This window comes from Streptomyces sp. TG1A-60 (assembly GCF_037201975.1).
GTDB lineage: Bacteria > Actinomycetota > Actinomycetes > Streptomycetales > Streptomycetaceae > Streptomyces.
The window spans coordinates 6,930,715-6,952,142 of sequence record NZ_CP147520.1 but is presented as its reverse complement, the minus strand read 5'-3'; the positions used below and the strand labels follow the sequence as shown (position 1 = coordinate 6,952,142).

General features: G+C 71.0%; 20 protein-coding genes and 2 pseudogenes. 9 read left to right on the top strand and 13 right to left on the bottom strand.

Annotated features, from left to right (window positions below):
- Positions 1-27: 27 nt before the first annotated feature.
- The 4 genes from WBG99_RS30500 (at position 28) to WBG99_RS30485 (ending at position 3,594) form a co-directional block, all read left to right on the top strand.
- A complete protein-coding gene (locus tag WBG99_RS30500) occupies positions 28-786 on the top strand; it encodes a hypothetical protein (RefSeq protein ID WP_338899402.1) in 759 nt (252 codons plus the stop codon).
- Positions 783-1,550 (top strand): glycerophosphodiester phosphodiesterase, encoded by a 768-nt coding sequence (locus WBG99_RS30495; RefSeq protein WP_338899401.1) that lies wholly within the window; start codon positions 783-785, stop codon positions 1,548-1,550. Before WBG99_RS30500 ends, WBG99_RS30495 begins: the two co-directional genes overlap by 4 nt.
- A gap of 41 nt (positions 1,551-1,591) precedes the next feature.
- Positions 1,592-2,953: an MFS transporter gene (locus tag WBG99_RS30490; RefSeq protein ID WP_338899400.1), complete on the top strand. Its 1,362-nt coding sequence runs from the start codon at positions 1,592-1,594 to the stop codon at positions 2,951-2,953.
- A gap of 266 nt (positions 2,954-3,219) precedes the next feature.
- Positions 3,220-3,594, top strand: coding sequence for an RNA polymerase-binding protein RbpA (locus tag WBG99_RS30485; protein WP_003977404.1), 375 nt, complete (start codon positions 3,220-3,222; stop codon positions 3,592-3,594).
- Positions 3,595-3,863: 269 nt separating this feature from the next.
- Here the strand turns inward: WBG99_RS30485 and fxsA are convergent, their stop codons facing one another.
- The 4 genes from fxsA to WBG99_RS30465 form a co-directional block, all read right to left on the bottom strand.
- Positions 3,864-4,463, bottom strand: coding sequence for an FxsA family membrane protein (fxsA, locus tag WBG99_RS30480; protein WP_338899399.1), 600 nt, complete (start codon positions 4,461-4,463; stop codon positions 3,864-3,866).
- 122 nt (positions 4,464-4,585) lie between these two features.
- The gene (locus WBG99_RS30475; protein WP_338899398.1) at positions 4,586-5,404 is read right to left on the bottom strand and encodes a polyprenol monophosphomannose synthase; all 819 of its coding nucleotides are present in this window, start codon (positions 5,402-5,404) and stop codon (positions 4,586-4,588) included.
- Between the two features lie 544 nt (positions 5,405-5,948).
- Positions 5,949-7,562: an amidohydrolase gene (locus tag WBG99_RS30470; protein WP_338899396.1), complete on the bottom strand. Its 1,614-nt coding sequence runs from the start codon at positions 7,560-7,562 to the stop codon at positions 5,949-5,951.
- A gap of 100 nt (positions 7,563-7,662) precedes the next feature.
- Positions 7,663-8,103: an Lrp/AsnC family transcriptional regulator gene (locus WBG99_RS30465; protein ID WP_338899395.1), complete on the bottom strand. Its 441-nt coding sequence runs from the start codon at positions 8,101-8,103 to the stop codon at positions 7,663-7,665.
- 268 nt (positions 8,104-8,371) lie between these two features.
- Between WBG99_RS30465 and WBG99_RS30460 the strand changes: the two genes are divergently transcribed.
- Positions 8,372-8,797 (top strand): hypothetical protein, encoded by a 426-nt coding sequence (locus WBG99_RS30460; protein WP_338899393.1) that lies wholly within the window; start codon positions 8,372-8,374, stop codon positions 8,795-8,797.
- 240 nt (positions 8,798-9,037) lie between these two features.
- Positions 9,038-9,367 (top strand): hypothetical protein, encoded by a 330-nt coding sequence (locus WBG99_RS30455; RefSeq protein WP_338899392.1) that lies wholly within the window; start codon positions 9,038-9,040, stop codon positions 9,365-9,367.
- On the opposite strand, the gene WBG99_RS30450 is transcribed toward WBG99_RS30455, so the two are convergent.
- Positions 9,330-10,502 (bottom strand): acyl-CoA dehydrogenase family protein, encoded by a 1,173-nt coding sequence (locus WBG99_RS30450; protein WP_338900529.1) that lies wholly within the window; start codon positions 10,500-10,502, stop codon positions 9,330-9,332. The two genes, WBG99_RS30455 and WBG99_RS30450, sit on opposite strands and share 38 nt — an antisense overlap.
- A gap of 429 nt (positions 10,503-10,931) precedes the next feature.
- On the opposite strand from WBG99_RS30450, the pseudogene WBG99_RS30445 reads away from it, so the two are divergent.
- Positions 10,932-11,312 (top strand): annotated as a pseudogene (locus WBG99_RS30445) (glycoside hydrolase family 18 protein); the annotation flags it as partial.
- 82 nt (positions 11,313-11,394) lie between these two features.
- Here WBG99_RS30445 and WBG99_RS30440 read toward each other — a convergent pair.
- The 3 genes and pseudogenes from WBG99_RS30440 to WBG99_RS30430 form a co-directional block, all read right to left on the bottom strand.
- Positions 11,395-12,054: a TetR/AcrR family transcriptional regulator gene (locus WBG99_RS30440; protein WP_338899391.1), complete on the bottom strand. Its 660-nt coding sequence runs from the start codon at positions 12,052-12,054 to the stop codon at positions 11,395-11,397.
- Between the two features lie 103 nt (positions 12,055-12,157).
- A complete protein-coding gene (locus WBG99_RS30435) occupies positions 12,158-12,304 on the bottom strand; it encodes an SCO1431 family membrane protein (RefSeq protein WP_338899390.1) in 147 nt (48 codons plus the stop codon).
- A 147-nt stretch (positions 12,305-12,451) separates the two neighbouring features.
- A pseudogene (locus WBG99_RS30430) lies at positions 12,452-13,829 on the bottom strand (peptidase C39 family protein).
- Positions 13,830-14,003: 174 nt separating this feature from the next.
- Between WBG99_RS30430 and WBG99_RS30425 the strand changes: the two are divergent.
- Entirely contained in the window at positions 14,004-14,657 is a 654-nt protein-coding gene (locus WBG99_RS30425) for a hypothetical protein (RefSeq protein ID WP_338899389.1), read from the top strand.
- A 434-nt stretch (positions 14,658-15,091) separates the two neighbouring features.
- Positions 15,092-16,963: an AAA family ATPase gene (locus WBG99_RS30420; protein WP_338899388.1), complete on the top strand. Its 1,872-nt coding sequence runs from the start codon at positions 15,092-15,094 to the stop codon at positions 16,961-16,963.
- 89 nt (positions 16,964-17,052) lie between these two features.
- Here the strand turns inward: WBG99_RS30420 and WBG99_RS30415 are convergent, their stop codons facing one another.
- From WBG99_RS30415 to WBG99_RS30395, 5 genes are all read right to left on the bottom strand, one after another.
- Entirely contained in the window at positions 17,053-18,141 is a 1,089-nt protein-coding gene (locus WBG99_RS30415; protein ID WP_338899387.1) for a hemolysin family protein, read from the bottom strand.
- Positions 18,138-19,481 carry a hemolysin family protein gene (locus WBG99_RS30410; RefSeq protein WP_338899386.1) on the bottom strand — a complete coding sequence of 448 codons (1,344 nt, stop codon included), beginning with the start codon at positions 19,479-19,481 and terminating at the stop codon, positions 18,138-18,140. Before WBG99_RS30410 ends, WBG99_RS30415 begins: the two co-directional genes overlap by 4 nt.
- A 244-nt stretch (positions 19,482-19,725) precedes the next feature.
- On the bottom strand, positions 19,726-20,190 hold the full coding sequence (locus tag WBG99_RS30405; protein ID WP_338899384.1) for a PH domain-containing protein: 465 nt from the start codon (positions 20,188-20,190) through the stop codon (positions 19,726-19,728).
- A gap of 20 nt (positions 20,191-20,210) precedes the next feature.
- Positions 20,211-21,068 (bottom strand): ATP phosphoribosyltransferase, encoded by an 858-nt coding sequence (gene hisG, locus WBG99_RS30400; RefSeq protein ID WP_338899383.1) that lies wholly within the window; start codon positions 21,066-21,068, stop codon positions 20,211-20,213.
- A gap of 54 nt (positions 21,069-21,122) precedes the next feature.
- Complete coding sequence (locus tag WBG99_RS30395) at positions 21,123-21,395, bottom strand: phosphoribosyl-ATP diphosphatase (RefSeq protein WP_338899382.1); 273 nt, start codon at positions 21,393-21,395, stop codon at positions 21,123-21,125.
- Between the last annotated feature and the right edge of the window lie 33 nt (positions 21,396-21,428).

Below are 21,428 nucleotides of genomic sequence, written 5' to 3'. Positions count from 1 at the left end.
ACTTGTCTTTCCAAGCCACAGAGTGGCATGCGTCAGGCCACCGACACCACCCGGGGGGACGTCTTGCCCGCGCAGCACGAGTCGCAGCATGGATCGCAGCAGGAGTCACAGCAATCGCAGCAGGCGCCGCAACAGCCGCCACGGCGCCCTCTCGGCCGACGGCTGATCCAGCTGTACACCGGCCTCGCGCTCTACGGCGCCAGCTCCGCGCTCCTCGTGGAGGCGGGCCTCGGCCTGGAGCCCTGGAACGTCCTGCACCAGGGCCTGGCGGAGCTGACGGGGATGACCATCGGCGTGGTGTCGATCGGCGTGGGCGCGGTGGTGCTGCTCCTGTGGATCCCGCTGCGCCAGCGCCCGGGCCTCGGCACGGTCTCCAACGTCTTCGTGGTCGGCATCGCGATGGACGCGACCCTGGCCCTGGTGCCCGGGGCGCACACCATGGCCGTACGGATCCCGCTCCTCGTCGCCGGGATCGTGCTCAACGGCGCGGCGACCGGCCTGTACATCGCGGCCCGCTTCGGCCCTGGCCCGCGTGACGGCCTGATGACGGGACTGCACCTGCGCACCGGCCGCTCGGTTCGGCTGATGCGGACGGTCGTGGAGGTGGCGGTCCTGGCGACCGGCTTCGCCCTCGGCGGCACGGTCGGCGCGGGCACCCTCCTCTACGCCCTCTCCATCGGCCCGCTCGCCCAGCTCTTCCTACGCGTGTTCGCCGTGCCCACGGCATCCGGCGGCAGCACGGTCGTTGCCGCTCCTCCGTCGGAGCGGGCCATACTGCCGGGGTGACCGCCCGCATACGCCACCCCTACCTCGACCATCCGGGCCCGATCGCCTTCGCCCACCGGGGCGGGGCGGCAGACGGCCTGGAGAACACCATGGCCCAGTTCCGGCGGGCGGTGGAGGCGGGCTACCGCTACATCGAGACCGATGTGCACGCCACGCTCGACGGCAGGCTCGTCGCCTTCCACGACGCGACCCTGGACCGGATGACCGACGGGTCGGGCCGGATAGCGGATCTGCCGTGGCAGGACATCCGGCACGCACGCGTGGCCGGCGTCGAATCCGTCCCCCTCTTCGAGGAGCTCCTCGAAACCTTCCCCGAGGTCCGCTGGAACGTCGACGTCAAGGCGGAGCCCGCACTGCGCCCCCTCCTCGACCTGGTCGCCCGCACAGACTCCTGGGACCGCGTCTGCGTCGGCTCGTTCTCCGAACGCCGGGTCGCCCGCGCCCAGCGCCTGGCCGGGCCCCGGTTGGCCACCTCGTACGGCACGGGCGGTGTCCTGGGGCTGCGGCTGCGCTCCTGGGGCGTCCCGACCGCGCTGCGCCGCTCGGCGGTCGCCGCGCAGGTGCCGGAGTCGCGGTCCGGGGTGCCCGTGGTCGATCACCGGTTCGTGCGCGACGCCCACGCCCGCGGGCTGCACGTCCATGTGTGGACCGTGAACGAACCGCAACGTATGCACCGGCTTCTGGACCTGGGCGTCGATGGCATCATGACCGATCACATCGACACGCTGCGCGAGGTGCTTGAGGACCGGGGGACCTGGGCCTGACCCCCTCGCGCGGCTCCTTCACGGGGAAGCGAGGGGCACGGGTGAGCACCGACACCGTGCGGACCGACGAGGCCGACGAGGCCGCGGGCAGACGGCGCGAACAGCGGGGCTGGTACTTCTACGACTGGGCCTGCTCCGTCTATTCGACCAGCGTCCTGACCGTGTTCCTCGGCCCCTATCTGACCGAGGTCGCCAAGTCGGCCGCCGACGCGGACGGTTACGTGCACCCCCTGGGCATCCCGGTCCGCGCCGGCTCGTTCTTCGCCTACTCGGTGTCCCTGTCGGTGATCCTCGCCGTCGTGATCATGCCCCTGGTGGGAGCCGCCGCCGACCGCACGGGCCGCAAGAAACCCTTCCTGGCCACAGCCGCCTACCTGGGGGCCGCCGCGACCGCGGGCATGTTCTTCCTGGACGGCGACCGATACCTGCTCGGCGGTCTCCTGCTGATCGCGGCCAACGCCTCGCAGTCCGTCGCGATGATGCTCTACAACTCCTACCTGCCCCAGATAGCACGCCCCGAGGAACGCGACGCCGTCTCCTCCCGAGGCTGGGCCTTCGGGTACGCGGCGGGCTCCCTGGTCCTGGTCGCGAACCTGATCCTCTTCACCGCCCACGACACCTTCGGCGTCTCCGAAGGCATGGCCGTCCGCATCTGCCTGGCCTCGGCCGGCCTGTGGTGGGGCGCCTTCACCCTCATACCGCTGCGCCGCCTGCGCGACCGCCGCGGCCCGGCGGGCGAGACGGAGACCAAGGGGGCGATGGCCCCCGGCCTGCGCCAGCTCGCGGCGACCGTCCGCGACATGCGCCGCCACCCGCTGACCCTCGGCTTCCTCCTGGCCTACCTCGTCTACAACGACGGCATCCAGACAGTGATCTCCCAGGCCTCGGTGTACGGCTCCGAGGAACTCGGCCTGGAGCAGTCGACGCTCATCGTGGCGGTCCTGCTGGTCCAGATCCTGGCGGTGGGCGGCGCCCTGGGCATGGGCCGGCTGTCCCGCCGCTACGGCGCCAAACGCACGATCCTCGGGTCCCTGATCGCCTGGACCCTGATTCTCGCGGCCGGCTACTTCCTCCCGGCCGGCGCCCCCGTCTGGTTCTTCGTCCTCGCCTCCGGGATCGGCCTGGTCCTCGGCGGCAGCCAGGCCCTCTCCCGGTCCCTCTTCTCCCACCTCGTACCGCCCGGCAAGGAGGCCGAGTACTTCTCCGCGTACGAGATGAGCGATCGCGGCATGAGCTGGCTGGGCCCGCTGCTGTTCGGTCTGACGTACCAGCTGACCGGAAGTTATCGGTACGCGATCATCTCCCTGGTCGCCTTCTTCATCCTGGGATTCGCCCTGCTCGCGAGGGTTCCGGTGCGCCGGGCGATCAGAGACGCGGGCAATCCCGTACCCGAAAGGATTTAGCGCCGGGAGCGAAAGGGCTGTAGTGTACGCGTTTGGCCTGCCAGGCGTACCGTTACTGCGCGTCAAAGATGCCGAAACGCTGGGTGACATCTGCTGTCAGATGTGACAAACCGGGCGCTGGTGGGTACAACAAGGGCGGCTACGACGGCGACGCATGACCCGGAACGGGACACGGAACGGGAATCTTTACCGCCGACCGGACGTTGACCGGATGACGACGACAGCGACACCTGTCCTGTGGGCGACAAGCCCGGGAGGCACGATTCATGAGTGAGCGAGCTCTTCGCGGCACGCGCCTCGTGGTGACCAGCTACGAGACGGACCGCGGCATCGACTTGGCTCCGCGCCAGGCCGTGGAGTACGCATGCGAGAAAGGGCACCGCTTCGAGATGCCCTTCTCGGTCGAGGCGGAGATCCCGCCGGAGTGGGAGTGCAAGGTCTGCGGGGCCCAGGCACTCCTGGTGGACGGCGACGGCCCTGAGGAAAAGAAGGCCAAGCCCGCTCGTACACATTGGGACATGCTGATGGAGCGGCGCACCCGTGAGGAACTCGAAGAGGTCCTCGAAGAGCGCCTGGCGGTCCTCCGCTCCGGCGCGATGAACATCGCGGTACATCCGCGAGACAGCCGCAAGTCCGCGTGACCCGCCCCTTTCGGGGGTCGGGTTGACACACCAGCGCAACCGATGACCGCGGGCGCCGTACGCACATGTACGGCGCCCGCGGTCTTTGGTGCGTGGGCCAAGAGAGGGTCGGGTGCGCAAGGGCTTTTAAGTAAGGGACGCGGGGAACTGCGCGGCCGGCCACACTCAACCCGCGCCCGCCGACTGACCCCTGATCCCGCGAGCTGGGCGGCGTGCGGGGTCGAAGGGGCGGCAGCCCGGGCAGGGGGGCGGGGGCGGGAAAACGCCCCTCAACGGTTCAGCGGCGGATACGGCCCCTGCGGCGGGGCGTCTCCGGAACCCGCATCGTTACCGGAACCCGCATCGTCACGGATCACCTCACCCTGTACGACCTTGCCGTCGGGCCGATGGACACGCGATTGCTGGAAGGCATCACCGAAGGCCCCGGCACTCGCCTCACGGATCTTCCGCTCGAAGGTCCGCTCCGCATAACGCCCCAGCGCCTTCTGAACCGGCGGAATCAAGAGCACCAGCCCCACCGCGTCCGAGACCAGCCCCGGCAGCATCAGCAGCAGTCCGCCCAGCATCAGAAAGCCGTTGCCCTCACTCTTGCCGGCCCCGGCTTCGGCCGTACCACCCTGCTGCTGTCGCAGTGTCTCGGTCAGCGCGCGGAACGCCCGCCGCCCGGCCCGCTTGACCACTGCGGAGCCGACGAGGAATCCGGCGAGCAGAAGCAGGAAGACCGTCAGGCCACCAGCCGCGCTCGCGACCACCGTGAGCAGCCAGATCTCCAGCACCAGCCACGCCGCGACACCCAACGGCAGAAACGTGCGCAGCCGTGAGCGTCGGGGCCGGGAGGGGGACGTCGGGGTCGGAGCACCAGTCGTCATGCTCCCAGTGTGCCTGGCCTCAGCTCAGCACGGGATAAGGGCATGATCAGGAAAGGCTGGGCTTCCGTCCCGAGGGCTCCCGGGCGCCGGCAAATCGCCGGCCACGACACCTCCGTCGGCCCTCAGCTGCCCCGCGTGTCCGGCCCGGTGGGCTTACCGTCCCGTCCCAGAACCTTGCCGACCCGCTCCCCCACGCCCCACGCCGTGACCCGCCACAGCGCCTCGACGAGGATGTCCCGGCTCATCTTGGAGTCGCCCAGCTCACGCTCGACGAAGGTGATGGGCACCTCGACGACGTGGTAGCCCGCCCTGACCGCGCGGCGGGCGAGATCGACCTGGAAGCAGTAGCCCTGGGAGGCGACCTCGTCGAGGCCGAGGCCTTCGAGGGTCTCGCGGCGGAAGGCGCGGTAGCCGCCGGTGACGTCACGGACCGGGACGTCGAGCAGGACGCGGGAGTAGAGGCTGCCGCCGCGCGAGATGAACTCGCGGGACTTGGGCCAGTTCACCACGCGACCGCCCGGCACCCAGCGGGAGCCGAGCACGAGGTCGGCACCCTTGAGGGCGGTCAGCAGCCGGGGCAGCTCCTCGGGCTGGTGGGAGCCGTCGGCGTCCATCTCGATCAGTACGCCGTAACCGTTGTCCATGCCCCAGCGGAAGCCCGCGAGATACGCGGCGCCGAGCCCTTCCTTGCCCTTGCGGTGCAGCACCTGGACCTGGTCGTCCTCGACGGCCAGTTCGTCGGCGAGCTTGCCGGTGCCGTCCGGGCTGTTGTCGTCGGCCACCAGGACGTGCGCATCGGGAACCGCCTTCCGCACCCGGCCGACGATGGCCTTGATGTTCTCCACCTCGTTGTAGGTGGGGATGATCACCAAGGCCGTGCCGAGCGGGCCGAACCGCCTCTCCTGGCCTGCCGCCGCGAGGGTCCCGTCGCCGTCGTTCACTGCTGCCCCTTCAAGTCCGTACGCAGGGGACCACCATAATGGCCACGGCCTGCGATGGAGTGTCGGCTCGTGTCCAGCGGAGCACCGATCGACAAGGGGTGTGCGGGAGCGCGCTCTGAGTAGCCTGCACCGCCGTAGGCCGACGGATGGGGGCCCGGCGCCCTTCGGGCCGACCTGGGACCCGCTGGCTGCGGGTCGACCTGAAGCCGTTGTCTACTGAGCGTCCGGGCCCCACCCGGGTCGCACCTACCCGACCGGGCCGGAACGTTCCCCCGCCGGAGCGCGGACCCTGGGCCTGGCTGCCAGTGGTGGTGCGCCGGTGCGGCACACCGCCCCTGACCCAGCGGCGCTCCGACGACCGCGCGGAAGCTCCCCGGTCGGACGTCCGATGGTGGACCCGGCCGAACCTACCCGTCCCCGACGGTGAGCTGTCAACTGCCGTTTGACCTGCGGAGTTTCCCTTACGCGCCTGGTCGGCGGGGAGGAGCCGCAGGTCGCGTGGCGCGCCCGCGGGTCATGCTCGGCTCGGCGCCGCCGCAGGAGATCACTCACCCGGCCGTACGAAAACCGTTCGTCCGCCCACCACGGTCCTCAGGCAGACGGGCAGGTCGGTGCCGGGGCTCAGATCGGGCAGGCCGGGGGTGCCGGAGCGCGGGTCGGTGGACCAGCGGGCGACGCGGTCGTCGGGGGCCTGGACGACGAGGTCGCCGGTCCGCCACACCGCGTAGTCCGCCGGCGCCCCCGGTACGAGGATTCCCGCGTCGTCCCGGCCGATCGCCCGCCAGCCGCCCCGCGTGTGCGCCGTGAACGCGGCACGCACGGACACCTGGTGCTCCGGCGTGCGATGGAAGGCCGCCGCGCGGACGGTACCCCATGGGTCGAGGGGTGTGACCGGGCTGTCGGAACCGAACGCCAGCGGTACGCCGGCGCGCAGGAGGGCCGCGAACGGGTTGAGGGTACGGGCACGGCCGGCGCCCAGCCGCCGGGCGTACATGCCCTCCTCGCCGCCCCAGAGCGCGTCGAAGGCCGGCTGGACGGAGGCGGTGAGGCCTAGTTCGGCGAAGGCGGCGACGGTTTCGGGGGTGAGCATCTCGGCGTGTTCGACGCGGTGCCGGGCGGCCCGCACACGGGCCGGGCCGACCTTCTCGGCGGCCGTACGCATCCCCTCGACCACCGAGGCCACCGCGGCGTCCCCGATGGCGTGGAAGCCCGCCTGGAGGCCCGCCTCGGTGCACGCGACGACATGGGCGGCGACGGCCGCCGCGTCCAGGTACGCCGTACCGGTGTGCGAGGCGTCGGCGTACGGCTCGTGCAGGCAGGCCGTGTGGGAGCCGAGCGCGCCGTCGACGAAGAGATCGCCCGCGGCGCCGACCGCCCCCAGGGCGCGCGCCTTCGCCACGCCCTCTTCGCCCCGCTCGGCCCAGTAGCCGACGACGCGGGGGCCGGGCTCCTCGGCCGCGAGTCGCAGCAGCTCGGTGAAGTCGTCCTCGGAGGAGATCTCCGGGCCCGCGCACTCGTGGACCGAGCCGACACCCAGCGAGGCGGCCCGGGCGAGGGCGGCCCGCTGGGCCTCAGCGCGCTGGGCCGGGGTGATGGCGCCGAGCGCGGTGGCGCGTGCGGCGTGGTGGGCGTCGCCGGTGAGCGGGCCGTCCTCGAAGCCGTCGGCGCCGGGCACCAGGTCGAGCAGGGCCGTGGTGACGACCGCCGAGTGGACGTCGATCCGGCTGAGGTAGAGCGGTCGGTTGCCGGTGGCCTCGTCGAGCTGGGCGCGGGTCGGCGGGCGGCCGTCGGGCCAGCGGGCGGCGTCCCAGCCGTGGCCGAGGAGGACTCGGTCGGCCGGGCGGGCGGCTGCGAATTCCCGTACGAGAACGAGGGCGGCCTCCCGGGATGGGGCCGTGGAGAGGTCCAGGCCGGTGAGGGCGAGGCCGGTAGCCGTGGTGTGCACATGGGCGTCGGTGAACGCCGGTGTCACCAGGGCTCCTTCGAGGTCGATCACCTCGTCGACGCCGCTCACGAAGGCGTCGGCGGCGCCCTCGGAGCCGACCCAGGCGATCTGTCCGTGCTCCACGACCATCGCGGTGGCGAACGGGTCGGCGGGGCTGTGGACTTCTCCACCGCGCAGCAGCACGGTTCGCGACGAGGCGGTGCGATCACTCATGGGGACAGTTTCGCGTGTGCCGGGTGCCGCGCCGCACCTGGGCCACGCTTTCCGGGCGGCCCGGCACAGCGGTGGGCGGTCACCGCAGCGCCGGCATCTGTCAGATTCTCGGCGGCCTGGCCTCGTAGGGCGTCGACAGGACCACCGTCGTGCGCGTGGACACCCCCGCGAGGGAGCGGAGGCGGGCCAGCAGTTCCTCCAGCTCGTGCGGTGTCGCCACACGGACCTTGAGGATGTAGTTCTCGTCGCCGGCGACGCTGTGACAGGCCTCGATCTCCGGGACGTCTGCGAGGCGTTCGGCGATGTCGTCGGGGGCGCTGGGGTCGAAGGGTTTGACCGAGATGAACGCGGTCATCGGCAGCCCGACGGCCTCCGGGTCGACGACCGCGGCATAGCCCCGGATGACGCCACGCTGCTCAAGTCGGCGCACGCGCTGATGCACGGCCGACGTGGACAGGCCCGTGGCCTTGCCCAGGTCGGTGTAGCTCATCCGCCCGTCCGCGACGAGCAGCTGCACGATTTGTCGGTCCAGCTCCTCCATGAGGCAAGAACCTACAGGGCGGCTGATCTCCCCCGATACCTGAGCGACGCAGGTCATGCCCGGTTCGTGATGTGGCTGAGAGCCGGCCGCGCGCCGTACGGGTGACCGCTTCGCCGCACTGGGCATCTGCGAGCGGCATGTGACGAAGACCACAGCACTCGAACGGGCTTCGTGATGATCTCGTGATTACCGCCGAGGCGGGGCGGGAAGTGCTTGCTGTGGTCGAGGCCACAGTGCCTTCACGGCCCAGTCCGAGGGGGAGAATCCCATGCAGAGTCTTCAGCGCCCTGGTCGTACCGCGCCCAAGCGTCTCCAGCCGGTCGTCGAGCCCGAGCCGGAGGGCGTCGAACCGGACGACGAGTTCGACGCGTACGACACCTTCGAGATGTACCGGGTGATCTGCCCGGACTGCGCCCAGCCCATCGCCCTGCTGTCCGACGAGGACCGGCTGCCGGAGCACGCGCTGGTCGTCTCGCCGTGGAACCCGTTCGGGCTCACGGTCTGCGCCGGAACGGGCCGCCCGGCCGGCGACGCCCGGCCCGCGGACGCGTCCATGGAACCGCAGGAGCAGGACACCGCCCTTCTGCTGACGCTCCCTCAGGGCCTCGACTGGCGGACGCAGCCCTTCTCGCACGTCGGCGGCCCGGGTTCGCGACCGATGCGCGTGCCGGTGATGCGGCGTCAGGCCGCTTGATTCCAGGGCCGTTTCGGCCCGTCGCGGCGGTGGGCTCTCGCCGACGCCCCCGTATCCGGGGAACCGTTCTCCGTAGTCGCCCCGTACCATGGCGTCCCGCAGGCTGCCATGGTACGGGTTCCGTGTGTCCGACGGACAGACGGCAGACGGGATCCGCGTCGCACCGTTCGAGCCCGACGCGAACTCAGGCACGATTCACCGAAGCGGTGACCGCTTCGGTGACCCTCACGTTGACCCGGTATGACGCCTACGCATTCGGTGACCGGGAGTCAGCGCCACATCTTCGTTCCCGCATCGGCAGAATCGGTTTCCCAGAGGTCCCGCGGTTCGGTTCCGTCGCAGGACCCGCCCATCTACCGGGCCCTGATGCGCACGTGGGCCGACCGGGGCCGCATGCTGCCAGGGCGCCATGATCCGGAGTGGGTCCGGCTGGCGACGCCCCCGAGCAGCCCCGGCCAGTACGACGAGCGCGAGGCCTTCGGCGCGTACGACCCGCTCGGCATGGCCGCCACGTTCCGTGGGACCAGTTCGTTCAGCGTGACGCGGGGCCCGCGAGGTGACGGGCGATGACCATCCGCTGGATCTGATTGGTGCCCTCGACGATCTGGAGCACCTTTGCCTCGCGCATGTACCGCTCGGTGGGGAAGTCCGCCGTGTAGCCGTACCCCCCGAGGACCTGTACGGCGTCGGTGGTGACCTTCATCGCCGTGTCGGTGCACAGCAGCTTCGCCATGGCCGCCTGCTTGGAGAAGGGCCTGCCCGCGTCGCGCAGCCGGGCGGCGGAGAGGTAGAGCGCCCGGCCCGCCTCTATCCGGGTCGCCATGTCCGCGAGCATGAAGCGCAGTCCCTGGAAGTCGGAGATCGGCCGCCCGAACTGCTGCCGCCCGATGGCGTAGGCGACCGCCTCGTCCAGGGCCGCCTGGGCCACGCCGATGGCGCAGGCCGCGATGCCGAGCCGCCCGGAGTCGAGCGCGGACAGGGCGATCGCGAAGCCCTGGCCCTCCTCGCCGATGCGCCGGTCGCCGGAGACGCGTACGCCGTCGAAGTGGAGCTGTACGGTGGGCGACCCCTTCATGCCCATCTTCTTCTCGGGCGCCGCGGCACTCAGCCCCTCGGCGTCACCGGGCACCAGGAAGGCCGTGATGCCGCGGGAGCCCTCGCCGCCCGTACGGGCCATGACCGTGTAGAAGTCGGCGATGCCTCCATGGGTGATCCAGGCCTTGGTGCCGGTGATCACCCAGTCGTCGCCGTCCCGCACTGCCCTGGTGCGCAGGGAGGCGGCGTCCGAGCCGGACGACGGCTCCGAGAGGCAGTACGCGCCGAGCAGCCCGCCGCCGAGCATCGCCGGCAGGTGCTCGACCTGCTGCTCCTTGGTGCCGTAGTTGGCGAGGGCGTGGCAGGCGAGGGTGTGGACACTCACGCCGAGGCCGACGGTGAGGCGGGCCATGGCGAGCTCTTCCAGGGCCTGCAGATAGACCTCGTACGGCTGGCCGCCACCGCCGTGTTCCGCGTCGTACGGCAGGCTCAGCAGTCCTGACTCGGAGAGCAGGGTGAAGAGTGCGCGAGGGAAGCGGCCGGCGTCCTCCTCCTCGGCCGCGTGCGGGGCGATCTCCCGCTGCGCGATCTCGCGGACGAGCGAGATCAGATCCCGGGCCTCTTCCGTGGGCAGTTGACGGTCCACCGGCTGCGGCGCGCGGTCGGGCATGGCGACGCTCTCCTCCCTGTCGGGCACTGCGGCGGACACGCACCGGGGATGAAGTGGTGCCGCCGGGTCTCACCTGCCACGGCCGATGATCCTCCTCCGGATCACGGAAGCCCCTGATCAGCGGCGGTGGCGCTTGGAGTATGCCCGATCCGGAGCAGCGAGTCACCAGTTAACGACCGTTCATTAGGACACATTCGACGGCACGCCACGCCACGCCCGGATTGGTCCGAACCATTGACCCTAGTGGTCTAGTCCTCTACGGTCTCCCCCGGGCACCGCGTCACCACTTTCATGCCAATCGGCACAGGCCCCGGCAGCACCCTCCCCGCCACGCCCCCCTCCTCCGGAGTCGCGATGCTCAGACCGCACAGCTCCCGCTTCCCCGCCGGGACGCTCGGCGCCGCCACCTGTGGCATCACGAACAGGGCGTTCCACACCGCCGCCACCATCGACAAGCTGAAGAGCCTCGGCATCCCCTCCGGCAAGCTGCTGCTCGGCGTCGGCTTCCACGGGCGCGGCTGGACCGGGGTCACCCGGTCGACACCCGGCGGCACGGCGACCGGCCCGGCTGCGGGCACGTACGAGGCGGGCTACGAGGACTACAAGGTGCTCAAGAGGACCTGCCCGGCCAACGGGACGGCCGACGGCACCGCGTACGCCAAGTGCGGTGAGGACTGGTGGAGTTACGACACCCCGCGGACCATCAAGAGGAAGATGTCCTACAAGGACGCGCAGGGGCTCGGCGGCACCTTCTTCTGGGAGTTGAGCGGCGACACCGCGAACGGTGAACCGACCAGGGCGATCAAGTAGCCACTGCGACGGGGGACTTGGAGTGGGGGTCGGTCGGCGGCCCCCCACCTCCCTCGTACGCCGACGGGCGTCGCCTCGGCGTTCAGGTGTCCCGGTGGGCGGGCTCCGGCGCACGGCAGGCCGGCTCGACCTCCTCGATGGCACGCATCGTGCCGCCCAGCATCTTGACCAGCAGCTCGCACATGGTGTCGCGGGACAGATCCGGGCGGCCCACCCAGTCGAGAGTGGCACCCTCGACCGCGCACACCCAGCCGAAGAGGCCCATGCGGGCCACCGGGGCGATGTCGGTCCTGCCGTACGCACCCTCGGCGATGGCGGCGACGATCGCCTCACGGACGCCGTCCCGGATGGCGTGCACCTGGGCGTCGAAGCCGACGCCGCCGCTGACGATCGTGCGGTAGGCAGCCTGATTGTCCTCGGCGTAGCGCAGATAGCAGTCCATGGTGCGGTACACCCGCTCCACGGGCGGCAGTTGGATACCTCTCGCCGCGAACGCGATCAGATCGGCCACCGAGTCCTCGACGATCGCGAGGTAGTAGCCGCGCTTGGACGTGAAGTAGTAGTAGATCAGCCCCTTGGCCACGTGCGCCTGCCGCGCGATGTCGTCCATGGACAACGCGTCGTACGACGTGTCGGCGAACAACTTCCGTCCGATGGAGATGAGTTCGGCGCGGCGCGCCAACGAGCGGTCGGTGCCGCGGGCCCGCGGCGGTTCGACACCACGCTGTTGACTACTGTGCAATTCCGGTCCTGGTCTCCAACTGCCGACGGGACAACCGCAGTATGGCAGACCCTCACCACCAGCTTGTTCGACTCTGATCGACAGAATCGAGCAGCGGATCAGGTCACAGCAGACCCAGCTGGGTCACCAGCATCGCGACGACCACGACGAGGACCCAGCCCATCGCGTGCTCGACGATCTTCGGCCCGTCGTCCTGGGGGCCGCCGGTGCGGGTACGGACTCGGGTGGCGGTGGCGGAGGTCGCGGTCATGGCAGCTCGCTGGTGTGATCGATGGGCGGTGGGCTCCCCCACCGTTCCGTCCACCTTGCCACCGCATGGGCGGTTCACGGCCGAGACCTTGGTCACACGTGCGGCACGGCCCCAATCTCCCGGGGCCGCGCCGCGCCGACTCGTCCGTCAGCGCACACCCACCGCCGCGAGCGCCGCACGATGGCGGCGTGTGGGCCGGGCCGGGAAATACAGGTAGCAGACGCCTCCGGCGCCGGAGACGACCTTGCCGGCCGCGTCGTACCGCTTGGTCCGCAGCCAGATGTTCGCCCACTCGCGCCGCCGGTAGATCCGGCGCACCGCCTCGTCGGTCGGCGAGTTCGGGTCGTTGGCGATGACGTCGCCGTCGGCGGAGAAGCCGATGACCGTCATCAGATGCCCGGACGTGCCGTAGCCGGCCCCCGTGAGCTCCTCGGCGAGGAACGACTGTGAGGTGATCACCGGGATGCCCGCCGCGATCAGCTGCTCCAGGTCGGCGAGCGAGCCCAGACGGGTCACCACGCCCTGGAGGTCCTTGTACGTGGCGGCGTACGCGGCGTTGAAGGGCCAGTTGCCGCAGCCCTCGTACTGGTAGTCATAGGTGAACCGGGCGGCATGGCACACCTGCGGGTCCGCGTACCGCGGGTCGACCCAGGCCAGGTCCGCGGCGCTCGGCCTCCGCCCCCAGTACTCGATGATCATCTGCGAGGAGGTGGGGCTGCACCAGGCCTCGCCGCCGTTGTCGTACTCGGGGTACCGGCCCTTGTGGGTCTCCTGCGAGTAGCGCGGCACGTCCAGCTCCCGGACGAGCCCCGGGGGGAGGCCGGGACGGTGAAGCGGTCGGGGACGTCGGAACCCATCACGCCGAGCCGCCACACCGTGGGGGTGAGCCGGGTGCCGGGCGTGCGGTGGAGGGTCAGGCGCAGCCGGTACGAGACCAGGCGCAGCCCCGTGGCCGGGTCGTCGATCGCGAAGACGTCGGTCCAGACGCTGCTCTTTCCGTCCTTCTGGCCGTCGACGGATGTCCGTCTGATGTCCTGGTCGCCGGCCGCCCACCGGGCCAGCACGTACCAGGGCGTGTCCGTGCCGTCGGAGTACGTGCCCTTCAGCTCGACCTGGAGCCAGGTGCCGTCGGGGGTGTGCGCGTTCCAGGACGCGACGACCTCGGTGGCGGGCACGGCGAGCCGGTGGACCGGGGAGGTCCAGGTCGCGTACTCCCAGGCGGCCGTCCGCCCGGTGTGCGGGTCGGTGTAGTCGGTGGTGCCGGCCGGCGCGCCGATCACCAGCCCCGGCCGCTCCCCCGGCTTCGCCCGGGCGCCTTCGGCGCGGCCGGCGTACCAGTCGGTGTACGAGGTCCAGGCGTGGTTGTCCACGAGGCGCTGCGGTGCCTGCGTGGGGCGGGCGGGGGCTTCCCCCGGCCGTTCGACGGGATGGCCGCCGCCCGGCCCGTCTCTCCTCCGGCCGCGGCGGTGGTGGCGACGGCTGCGGCCAGGACGGTCCTGCGAGACGGCTCGGAAAGGCTCGTCATCTGTGGTTGACCCCCAGCGGTCCGGAAGGAGCGGTTCAGACGCACGGCTGTTCGCCAACTATGGACGCCGGGAGAGGGCTTCTGCCAGCACCTCGCGCCTCGCCACGCCAGGCGACATCGGTCGAATCCACCGGCACGCTCCGGGGGCCGCCCGGCACGGTGTTCAATCCACGTATGCGCGCCTCTCCCACCCCCGCGAATCCCGCCGTCGACGCCCTCGCGGCCGGGCTCCGGCGGCTGCCGCCTTCCTGCGGACCGGTCCGGCTGGTCGGGGTCGACGGGCACGCGGGCTCCGGGAAGAGCACGTTCGCCGGGCTGCTGGCCGACACGCTCGGTGGTGCGCCGGCACTGCACCTCGACGACATCGCCACGCACGAGGAACTGTTCGCGTGGACGGAGCGGCTGCTGGACCAGGTGATCGAGCCGCTGCGGCGCGGCGAGAACGCGCGCTACGCCCCGTACGACTGGCGGGCGCGCGGCTTCGGTCCTGTGCGCGTGCTGCCGTGTGCGCCCGTGATCGTGGTCGAGGGCGTGGGCGCGGGCCGCCGCGCGCTGCGCCCGTATCTGGCGCGGCTGGCGTGGATGGAGTTGCCGGAGGAGGAGGCCTGGGCGCGTGGGCGGGCGCGGGACGGGGCGGAGCAGAGCGAGTTCTGGGTCCAGTGGGTCCGGGCGGAACGGCGCCACTTCGCCGAGGACCCCTCGCGGCCGTTCGCCGATCTTCTGATTCGGCCGGGAAGCAGGGGGTACGAGGTGCTCACGGGGCCGACTGGCCACCCCGGATACGGGCCACACCTCACCCAGGGTGACGACCCACCCGCAGTGTGGTGAACTTGTGAAGGCTGTGGCCCCGGAAGTTCCCTGAGTGCCTCAACTCGGCTTGACCGAGGGGTCGTACAGGATTTACGTTCTGAATGTGCGGCCATTCGAAAGCCGCCCTCATACGCGAAGCCCCCGGTTGTTCCCCCGTGACCGGGGGCTTCGTTCCGTCCTCTGCCGCTCTTCTGGACGCCGTGAGGCACGTTTCCTTCACCCTCGGTCACCGTCCGCGATGCGCCCCGTCTGCTCCCACCTCGTCAGACGAGGGCTGCGGCACCCTTCGAAGGGCGACCGACCCGCGGGTACGATGCCCAAGGTGCGACCTTCGGACGGCTGCAGCAGCGCACCGGCGCAACTCCCGTCCGCGGCACAGCGGTTCGATGAAGGCTGCCGACGGGCACCGGCCCGTTCGGTTTCCAACGGGGGCACGGTTTGTGGGGGACGTGATGGACTTCGGCTCGCGGGGCCCCGAGGCCCCGGCCGACCTCGCCTGGCTGCGAGGCGTGGACGCCTACACCATGGGCGCCTATCCGCAGGCGGAGGAGGAGTTCCGCGCCGCGGTGCGGATGGATCCCGGCATGGCCGACGGCTGGCTGGGACTGCACGCGCTGCGGGTGGACACGACGACCGCGCTGCTGAGGATGTTCCGGCACCGGGAGCGCTTCGGGGAGCAGCGCGCCCGCCACCGGCGAACCCTCAACTCCTGGTACTGGCTCGGCTGGTGGGTTCAGCCGGTGCTGGAGAGCCCGCGTGATCTGCTCCTCGCGCACGCCTCGCACTGGCTGGACGGGCGCCATGTGCCCGAGCTGGACCGGGCGCTCGCGGGGCTGCCACCGGTCGACGCGGACCACCAGGTGCGCTTCCTGCACGCCTGCCGCGCCTACCTGGTCAAGGACTGGGAGCAGCTGGTCCGGCACACCGATCCGCTGCTCGACGATCCGCTGCTGGGCATCGAGGCGGGCCTGTTCGGCGGGATGGCCCGGGTCCGCCTGGAGACGTACGGGCAGGCCGAACCGCTGCTCTCCGCCGCGCTGATGCGCTGCCGCAGCGAGCAGCCGCAGCGCAAGGAGCTGCGGTACTGGCTGGCCCGGGCCCACGAGGGCACGGGGCGCAGCGCCGCCGCGCTACCGCTCTACCGGGCCGTGCACCGGGTCGACCCCGCGTTCATGGACACCTCCGCGCGGCTGACGGCGATCGCCGAGGGGGACGGGTACGACGACGGGACCGACTTCGCGGCGATCGCGCTCACCGGGACCGGGCAGGACGTGCTCGACGGCGAAGGGCTGGAGCCGTTCTTCGACACCGACGGACGGGACGTGAAGGTCTCCGATCCCGGTCTGCCGCCGCCGGGCGGGCTGCCACCCGAGGCCGGCGACACCTTCGTGCGGGAGAAGTCCGTGGTGCCGGTGGAGCCGGTGTCCCTGCCGACCGGGCCGACGGATCCGGAGCTGCTGGAGGAGGCGCTCGCGGAACTGGAGCGGATGGTCGGACTGGAGCCGGTGAAGCGGCAGGTCAAGGCGTTGTCCGCGCAGCTGAACATGGCGCGTCTGCGGGCGGGGCAGGGGCTGCCGGTGCAGCCGCCGAAGCGCCACTTCGTCTTCTCCGGGCCGTCCGGGACCGGGAAGACGACCGTGGCGCGAATACTGGGCCGTGTCTTCTACGCGCTCGGGCTGTTGGGCGGCGAACACCTCGTCGAGGCGCAGCGCGCGGATCTGGTGGGCGAGTACCTCGGCCAGACCGCCGTGAAGGCCAACGAGCTGATCGACTCGGCGATCGGTGGCGTGCTGTTCGTGGACGAGGCGTACTCGCTGTCCAACTCCGGCTACGGAAAGGGCGATGCGTACGGCGACGAGGCGTTGCAGGTGCTGCTGAAGCGGGCCGAGGACAACCGGGACCATCTGGTGGTGATCCTCGCGGGCTATCCGGAGGGCATGGACCGGCTGCTGGCCGCGAACCCCGGTCTCTCCTCGCGCTTCACGACGCGGGTCGATTTCCCCTCCTACCGGCCCTTGGAGCTGACCTCCATCGGCGAGGTGCTCGCCGCCGAGAACGGGGACGCGTGGGACGAGGAAGCCCTCGACGAGCTGCGGTCCATCTCCGGTCACGTCGTCGATCAGGGGTGGATCGACGAACTCGGCAACGGTCGGTTTCTGCGGACGCTGTACGAGAAGAGCTGTGCGTACCGGGATCTGCGGCTGTCGGGGTATCCGTCGATTCCGACGCGGGACGATCTTTCGACGCTTCGGCTGCCGGATCTGATGCAGGCGTACGGGGAGGTGCTGTCAGGGCGGGGGCCGCAGGATCCTTCGGCTCGGTGAGGCAGGTGGCGGGCCGAGAATTCTCGCCCCGCCACCCCTACCCGTCCCGCCCCGTCCACCCCGCTCAAGACTCGGGGTCCTGGGCTGAGTCAGCCGGCCAGAACCTCCTCCGGGGTCTCACTGCCCCTCGGCTCCGTCAGTCGCACCGGCGGAGCCACCCGGTGGGCCGGGTCGCGGACCTCGCCGACGAGCAGCTCCAGGACGTCCTCCAGGGCGGCGAGGCCCAGGACCTTGCCGGAGGCGTCGGCCACCTGGGCCAGATGCGTGGCGGCGCGGCGCATGACGGTCAGCGCGTCGTCGAGGGGGAGTTCGGAGCGGAGGGTGGTCATGGGGCGCCAGATGTACTGGGGGACGGCGCGGTCGGAGTCCTCCAGGTCGAGGACGTCCTTGACATGGAGGTAGCGGCCCATGAAGGCGCCGTTCTCCGCGACGACCGGGAAGCGGGAGTACCCCGTGCGGACGGTCAGCGCCACGACCTGGGCGGGGGTCACCGAGGGGCCCACCGTCACCAGCAGGTCGCGCTTCAGCAGCACGTCCGTCACCGGGCGGGAGCCCAGCTCCAGCGCGTCCTCCAGACGTTCCTGCTCCTCGGGGTCGAGCAGCCCGGCCTGGCCCGAGTCCTCGACCAGCCGGCCCAGTTGGACACTGGTGAAGACCGCCTCGACCTCGTCCTTGGGCTCGACGCGGAAGAGCTTCAAAATCACCCGGGCGCAGGCACCGAGGCCCACCGTCACCGGCTTGCAGAGACGGGCGAAGGCCACCAGCGCGGGGCTCAGCCACAGCGCCGTCCTCTCCGGCGCCGCCATCGCCAGGTTCTTCGGCAGCATCTCGCCGACGACGAGGTGCAGGAAGACCACCACGGCCAGCGCGATCACATACCCGAGCGGGTGGATGACGCCGTGCGGCAGGTGGATCGCCTCGAACACCGGTTCCAGCAGCTTCGCCACCGTCGGCTCGGCCACCGCGCCGAGCGTCAGCGAGCAGACGGTGATGCCGAACTGGGCCGCCGCCATCATCTGTGGCAGGTTCTCCAGGCCGTGGAGGACCTGCCGGGCCCGCGCGGTGCCGAGTGGTTCGATCTGGCTGCGGCGGACGGATACCAGGGCGAACTCGGCGCCGACGAAGAAGCCGTTGGCGAGCACGAGGAGCAGCGCGAACAGGAGTTGGAGCACGCTCATCGGGCCGCCTCCACCACGGTGGGGGAGGCCGTGGCGTCCGCGGTCCGTGCCAGTCGTACGCGCTCGGCGCGGTAGTGCCCGACCTGTCGTACCGCCAGCCGCCAGCCGGGCAGTGACGCCTTGTCCCCCGGTACCGGGATACGGCCGAGCAGGTCGGCGACGAGCCCGGCGACCGTCTCGTACGGGCCCTCCGGCACGTCGAGGCCTATGCGCTGGAGCACGTCGACGCGGCAGCTGCCGTCGACGTCCCAGGCGGGGCGGCCGTCCTCGTGCGGGGCGGCGGCGAGTTCGGGCAGGTCGTGTCCGTCGTGCTCGTCGCGCACCTCGCCAACCAGTTCCTCGACGATGTCCTCCAGGGTCACGACCCCGGCCGTGCCGCCGTACTCGTCGACGACGACGGCGATGGGCTGCTCGTTGCGCAGCAGGGCCAGGAGCGGCTGCACGGGCAGCGTCTCCGGGACGAGCAGCGGGGACTTGGCGATGCGGCCGACCGGGGTGTGCAGCCGGTCGTGGGCCGGGATCGCGAGGGCGTCCTTGAGGTGGGCCATGCCGACGATCTCGTCGATCCGCTCCCGGTAGACGGGGAAGCGGGACAGACCGGTGGCCCGGGTCAGGTTGACCACGTCCTCGGCGGTCGCCGACGACTGCAGAGCGCTGACCTTCACGCGCGGCGTCATCACGTTCTCCGCGGTCAGTTCGCCCAGGGAGAGGGTCCGTACGAAGAGGTCGGCCGTGTCCTGTTCCAGTGCGCCGGCCTGGGCGGAGTGGCGTGCCAGGGAGACCAGTTCGCCGGGGGTGCGGGCGGAGGCCAGCTCGTCGGTGGGTTCGACGCCGAAGGCGCGGACCAGGTGGTTGGCGACCGCGTTCAGGCCGGCGATGACCGGGCGGAAGAGACGGGAGAAGACGTGTTGAGGGCCCGCCACGAAGCGGGCCACCTGCATCGGCCTGGACACCGCCCAGTTCTTGGGCACCAGTTCGCCGATCACCATCTGCACGGCGGAGGCCAGCAGCATGCCGACGACCACGGCGACGCCGGGCACCGCGCCCTCGGGTATGCCGACGGCGGTGAACGGGCCGTGGAGTATCTCCGCGAGCGCCGGTTGGGCGAGCATGCCGACCACGAGGGAGGTGATGGTGATGCCGAGCTGGGTGCCGGAGAGCTGGAAGGAGAGTTCCTTGAGCGCGCCCACCACCTTGTGGGCCCGGCGGTCGCCCTCGGCCGCGGCCTTCTCGGCCTCGGCCCGCTCGACCGTCACGAGGCCGAACTCGGCTGCCACGAAGAAGCCGTTGGCGAGGATCAGGAGGAACGCGGCTGCGAGGAGCAGCAGGGGGATGGTCATGCCGCCGCCTCGATATGCCGGGAGGGGGCGGCGCAGGTACTACAGGACGATCCGTCCATCGCTGGAAGGAGTCACTCCTCGAATAGCAGGGAGCCTCCGCCTTCCGGGGTGGAACAGCAGAGGCGGAGGCGCGACGAAAACGCCTCCGCGACCAGATTAATCAAGACATGGGCCGGTGCGGCAGGGGCGACGGCCCTGAGTCGGCCCTGATCTTGCTCGGGGTCGTCCCCGGCCCCGGCCCGGCTCAGCCCTGGCCCTGCTCGGGCTCGCCGACCGACCGGGCCTCCACCAACGCACGCAGGGCGCGGGCGTCCTCGACGGCGCGCTGCTTGGCGATGCCCGGCTGGATGCCGAGCGCGGGCAGGCTGGTGCCGTCGGTGAGGTCGAGGAAGACCCAGGGGTCACCGACACGCAGGTTGACCTGCACGATCTGCGCCCAGCCCAGCTGCCGCCTCCCGGCGATGTTGACGACGGTGACGCCGGACTCGTCGGCGACCACCTTGGGCCGGGACAGCAGGCACAGCACCCCGGCGAGCAGGGCCGCCGTGAACACGAAGCTGAGTCGCTCCCCCGGACCGAGCGTCGGCAGCAGCAGCGCGACCACCGTGATGACCACGAAGATCGCGCCGGCTGCGGTCAGCAGCACGGCCCGGGTGCGGCCCGGCCGAAAAGTGACCGGGAGAGCGGGCAAGGAGGGCTGGTCCGGCATGGCGTACTACTCCCAGGCCGTCAGAGGCGGCAGGCGTGGATGGCGGTGGTCAGGATGGCCCGGGCACCGATGTCGTACAGGTCGTCCATGATCCGCTGGGCCTCCTTGGCCGGGACCATGGCCCGGACGGCGACCCAGCCCTCGTTGTGCAGCGGCGAGACGGTCGGCGACTCCAGGCCCGGCGTGAGCGCGACGGCCTTCTCCAACTGCTCGACGCGACAGTCGTAGTCCATCATCACGTAGGTCCGGGCCACGAGGACGCCCTGGAGGCGGCGCAGGAACTGCTGCACCTTGGGCTCGTTCTCCGTGGTGGTGTCGGCGCCGACGCGGCGGACGACGATGGCCTCGGACTTCATGATCGGGTCGCCGAAGACCTCCAGACCGGCGTTGCGCAGCGAGGTGCCGGTCTCGACGACGTCGGCGATGACCTCGGCGACACCCAGCTCGATGGCGGTCTCGACGGCGCCGTCGAGGTGGACGACGGAGGCGTCGATGCCGTTGTCGGCGAGGTGCCCCGCGACGATTCCCTCGTACGAGGTGGCGACCGTCATGCCCTTCAGGTCCGCGACGCCGTTCGCCGTGCCCGGCTTGCCGGCGAACCGGAAGGTGGAGCGGGCGAAGCCGAGCGCCAGGATCTCCTCGGCGTTGGCGCCGGAGTCGAAGAGGAGGTCGCGGCCGGTGATGCCGATGTCGAGGCGGCCGGAGGAGACGTAGATGGCGATGTCACGGGGGCGGAGGTAGAAGAACTCGACCTCGTTCTGCGGGTCGACGATCCGCAGTTCCTTGGACTCCCGACGCTGCTGGTAGCCGGCCTCATGCAGCATCTCCCCCGCAGGGCCGGACAGGGAACCCTTGTTGGGGACGGCGATGCGCAGCATGAGGCGAGCTTCCTTCGTTCGGGCGGAGTGTGTGCGGTGTTACGGCGGTACGGCTCAGAGGTGGGCGTACACGTCGTCCAGTGAGATGCCGCGGGCGACCATCATCACCTGGACGTGGTACAGCAGCTGCGAGATCTCCTCGGCGGCGGCTTCCTTGCCCTCGTACTCGGCGGCCATCCATACCTCGGCGGCCTCTTCGACGACCTTCTTGCCGATGGCATGGACGCCCTTCTCGACCAGCTCCGCGGTACGGGAAGTGGCGGGGTCGCCGTTGGCAGCCTTGTGCTGGAGCTCGGTGTACAGCTCCTCGAACGTCTTCTTGGACATGGTGGTGCTCAGCCTACGTGGTTTCCGCTCGGC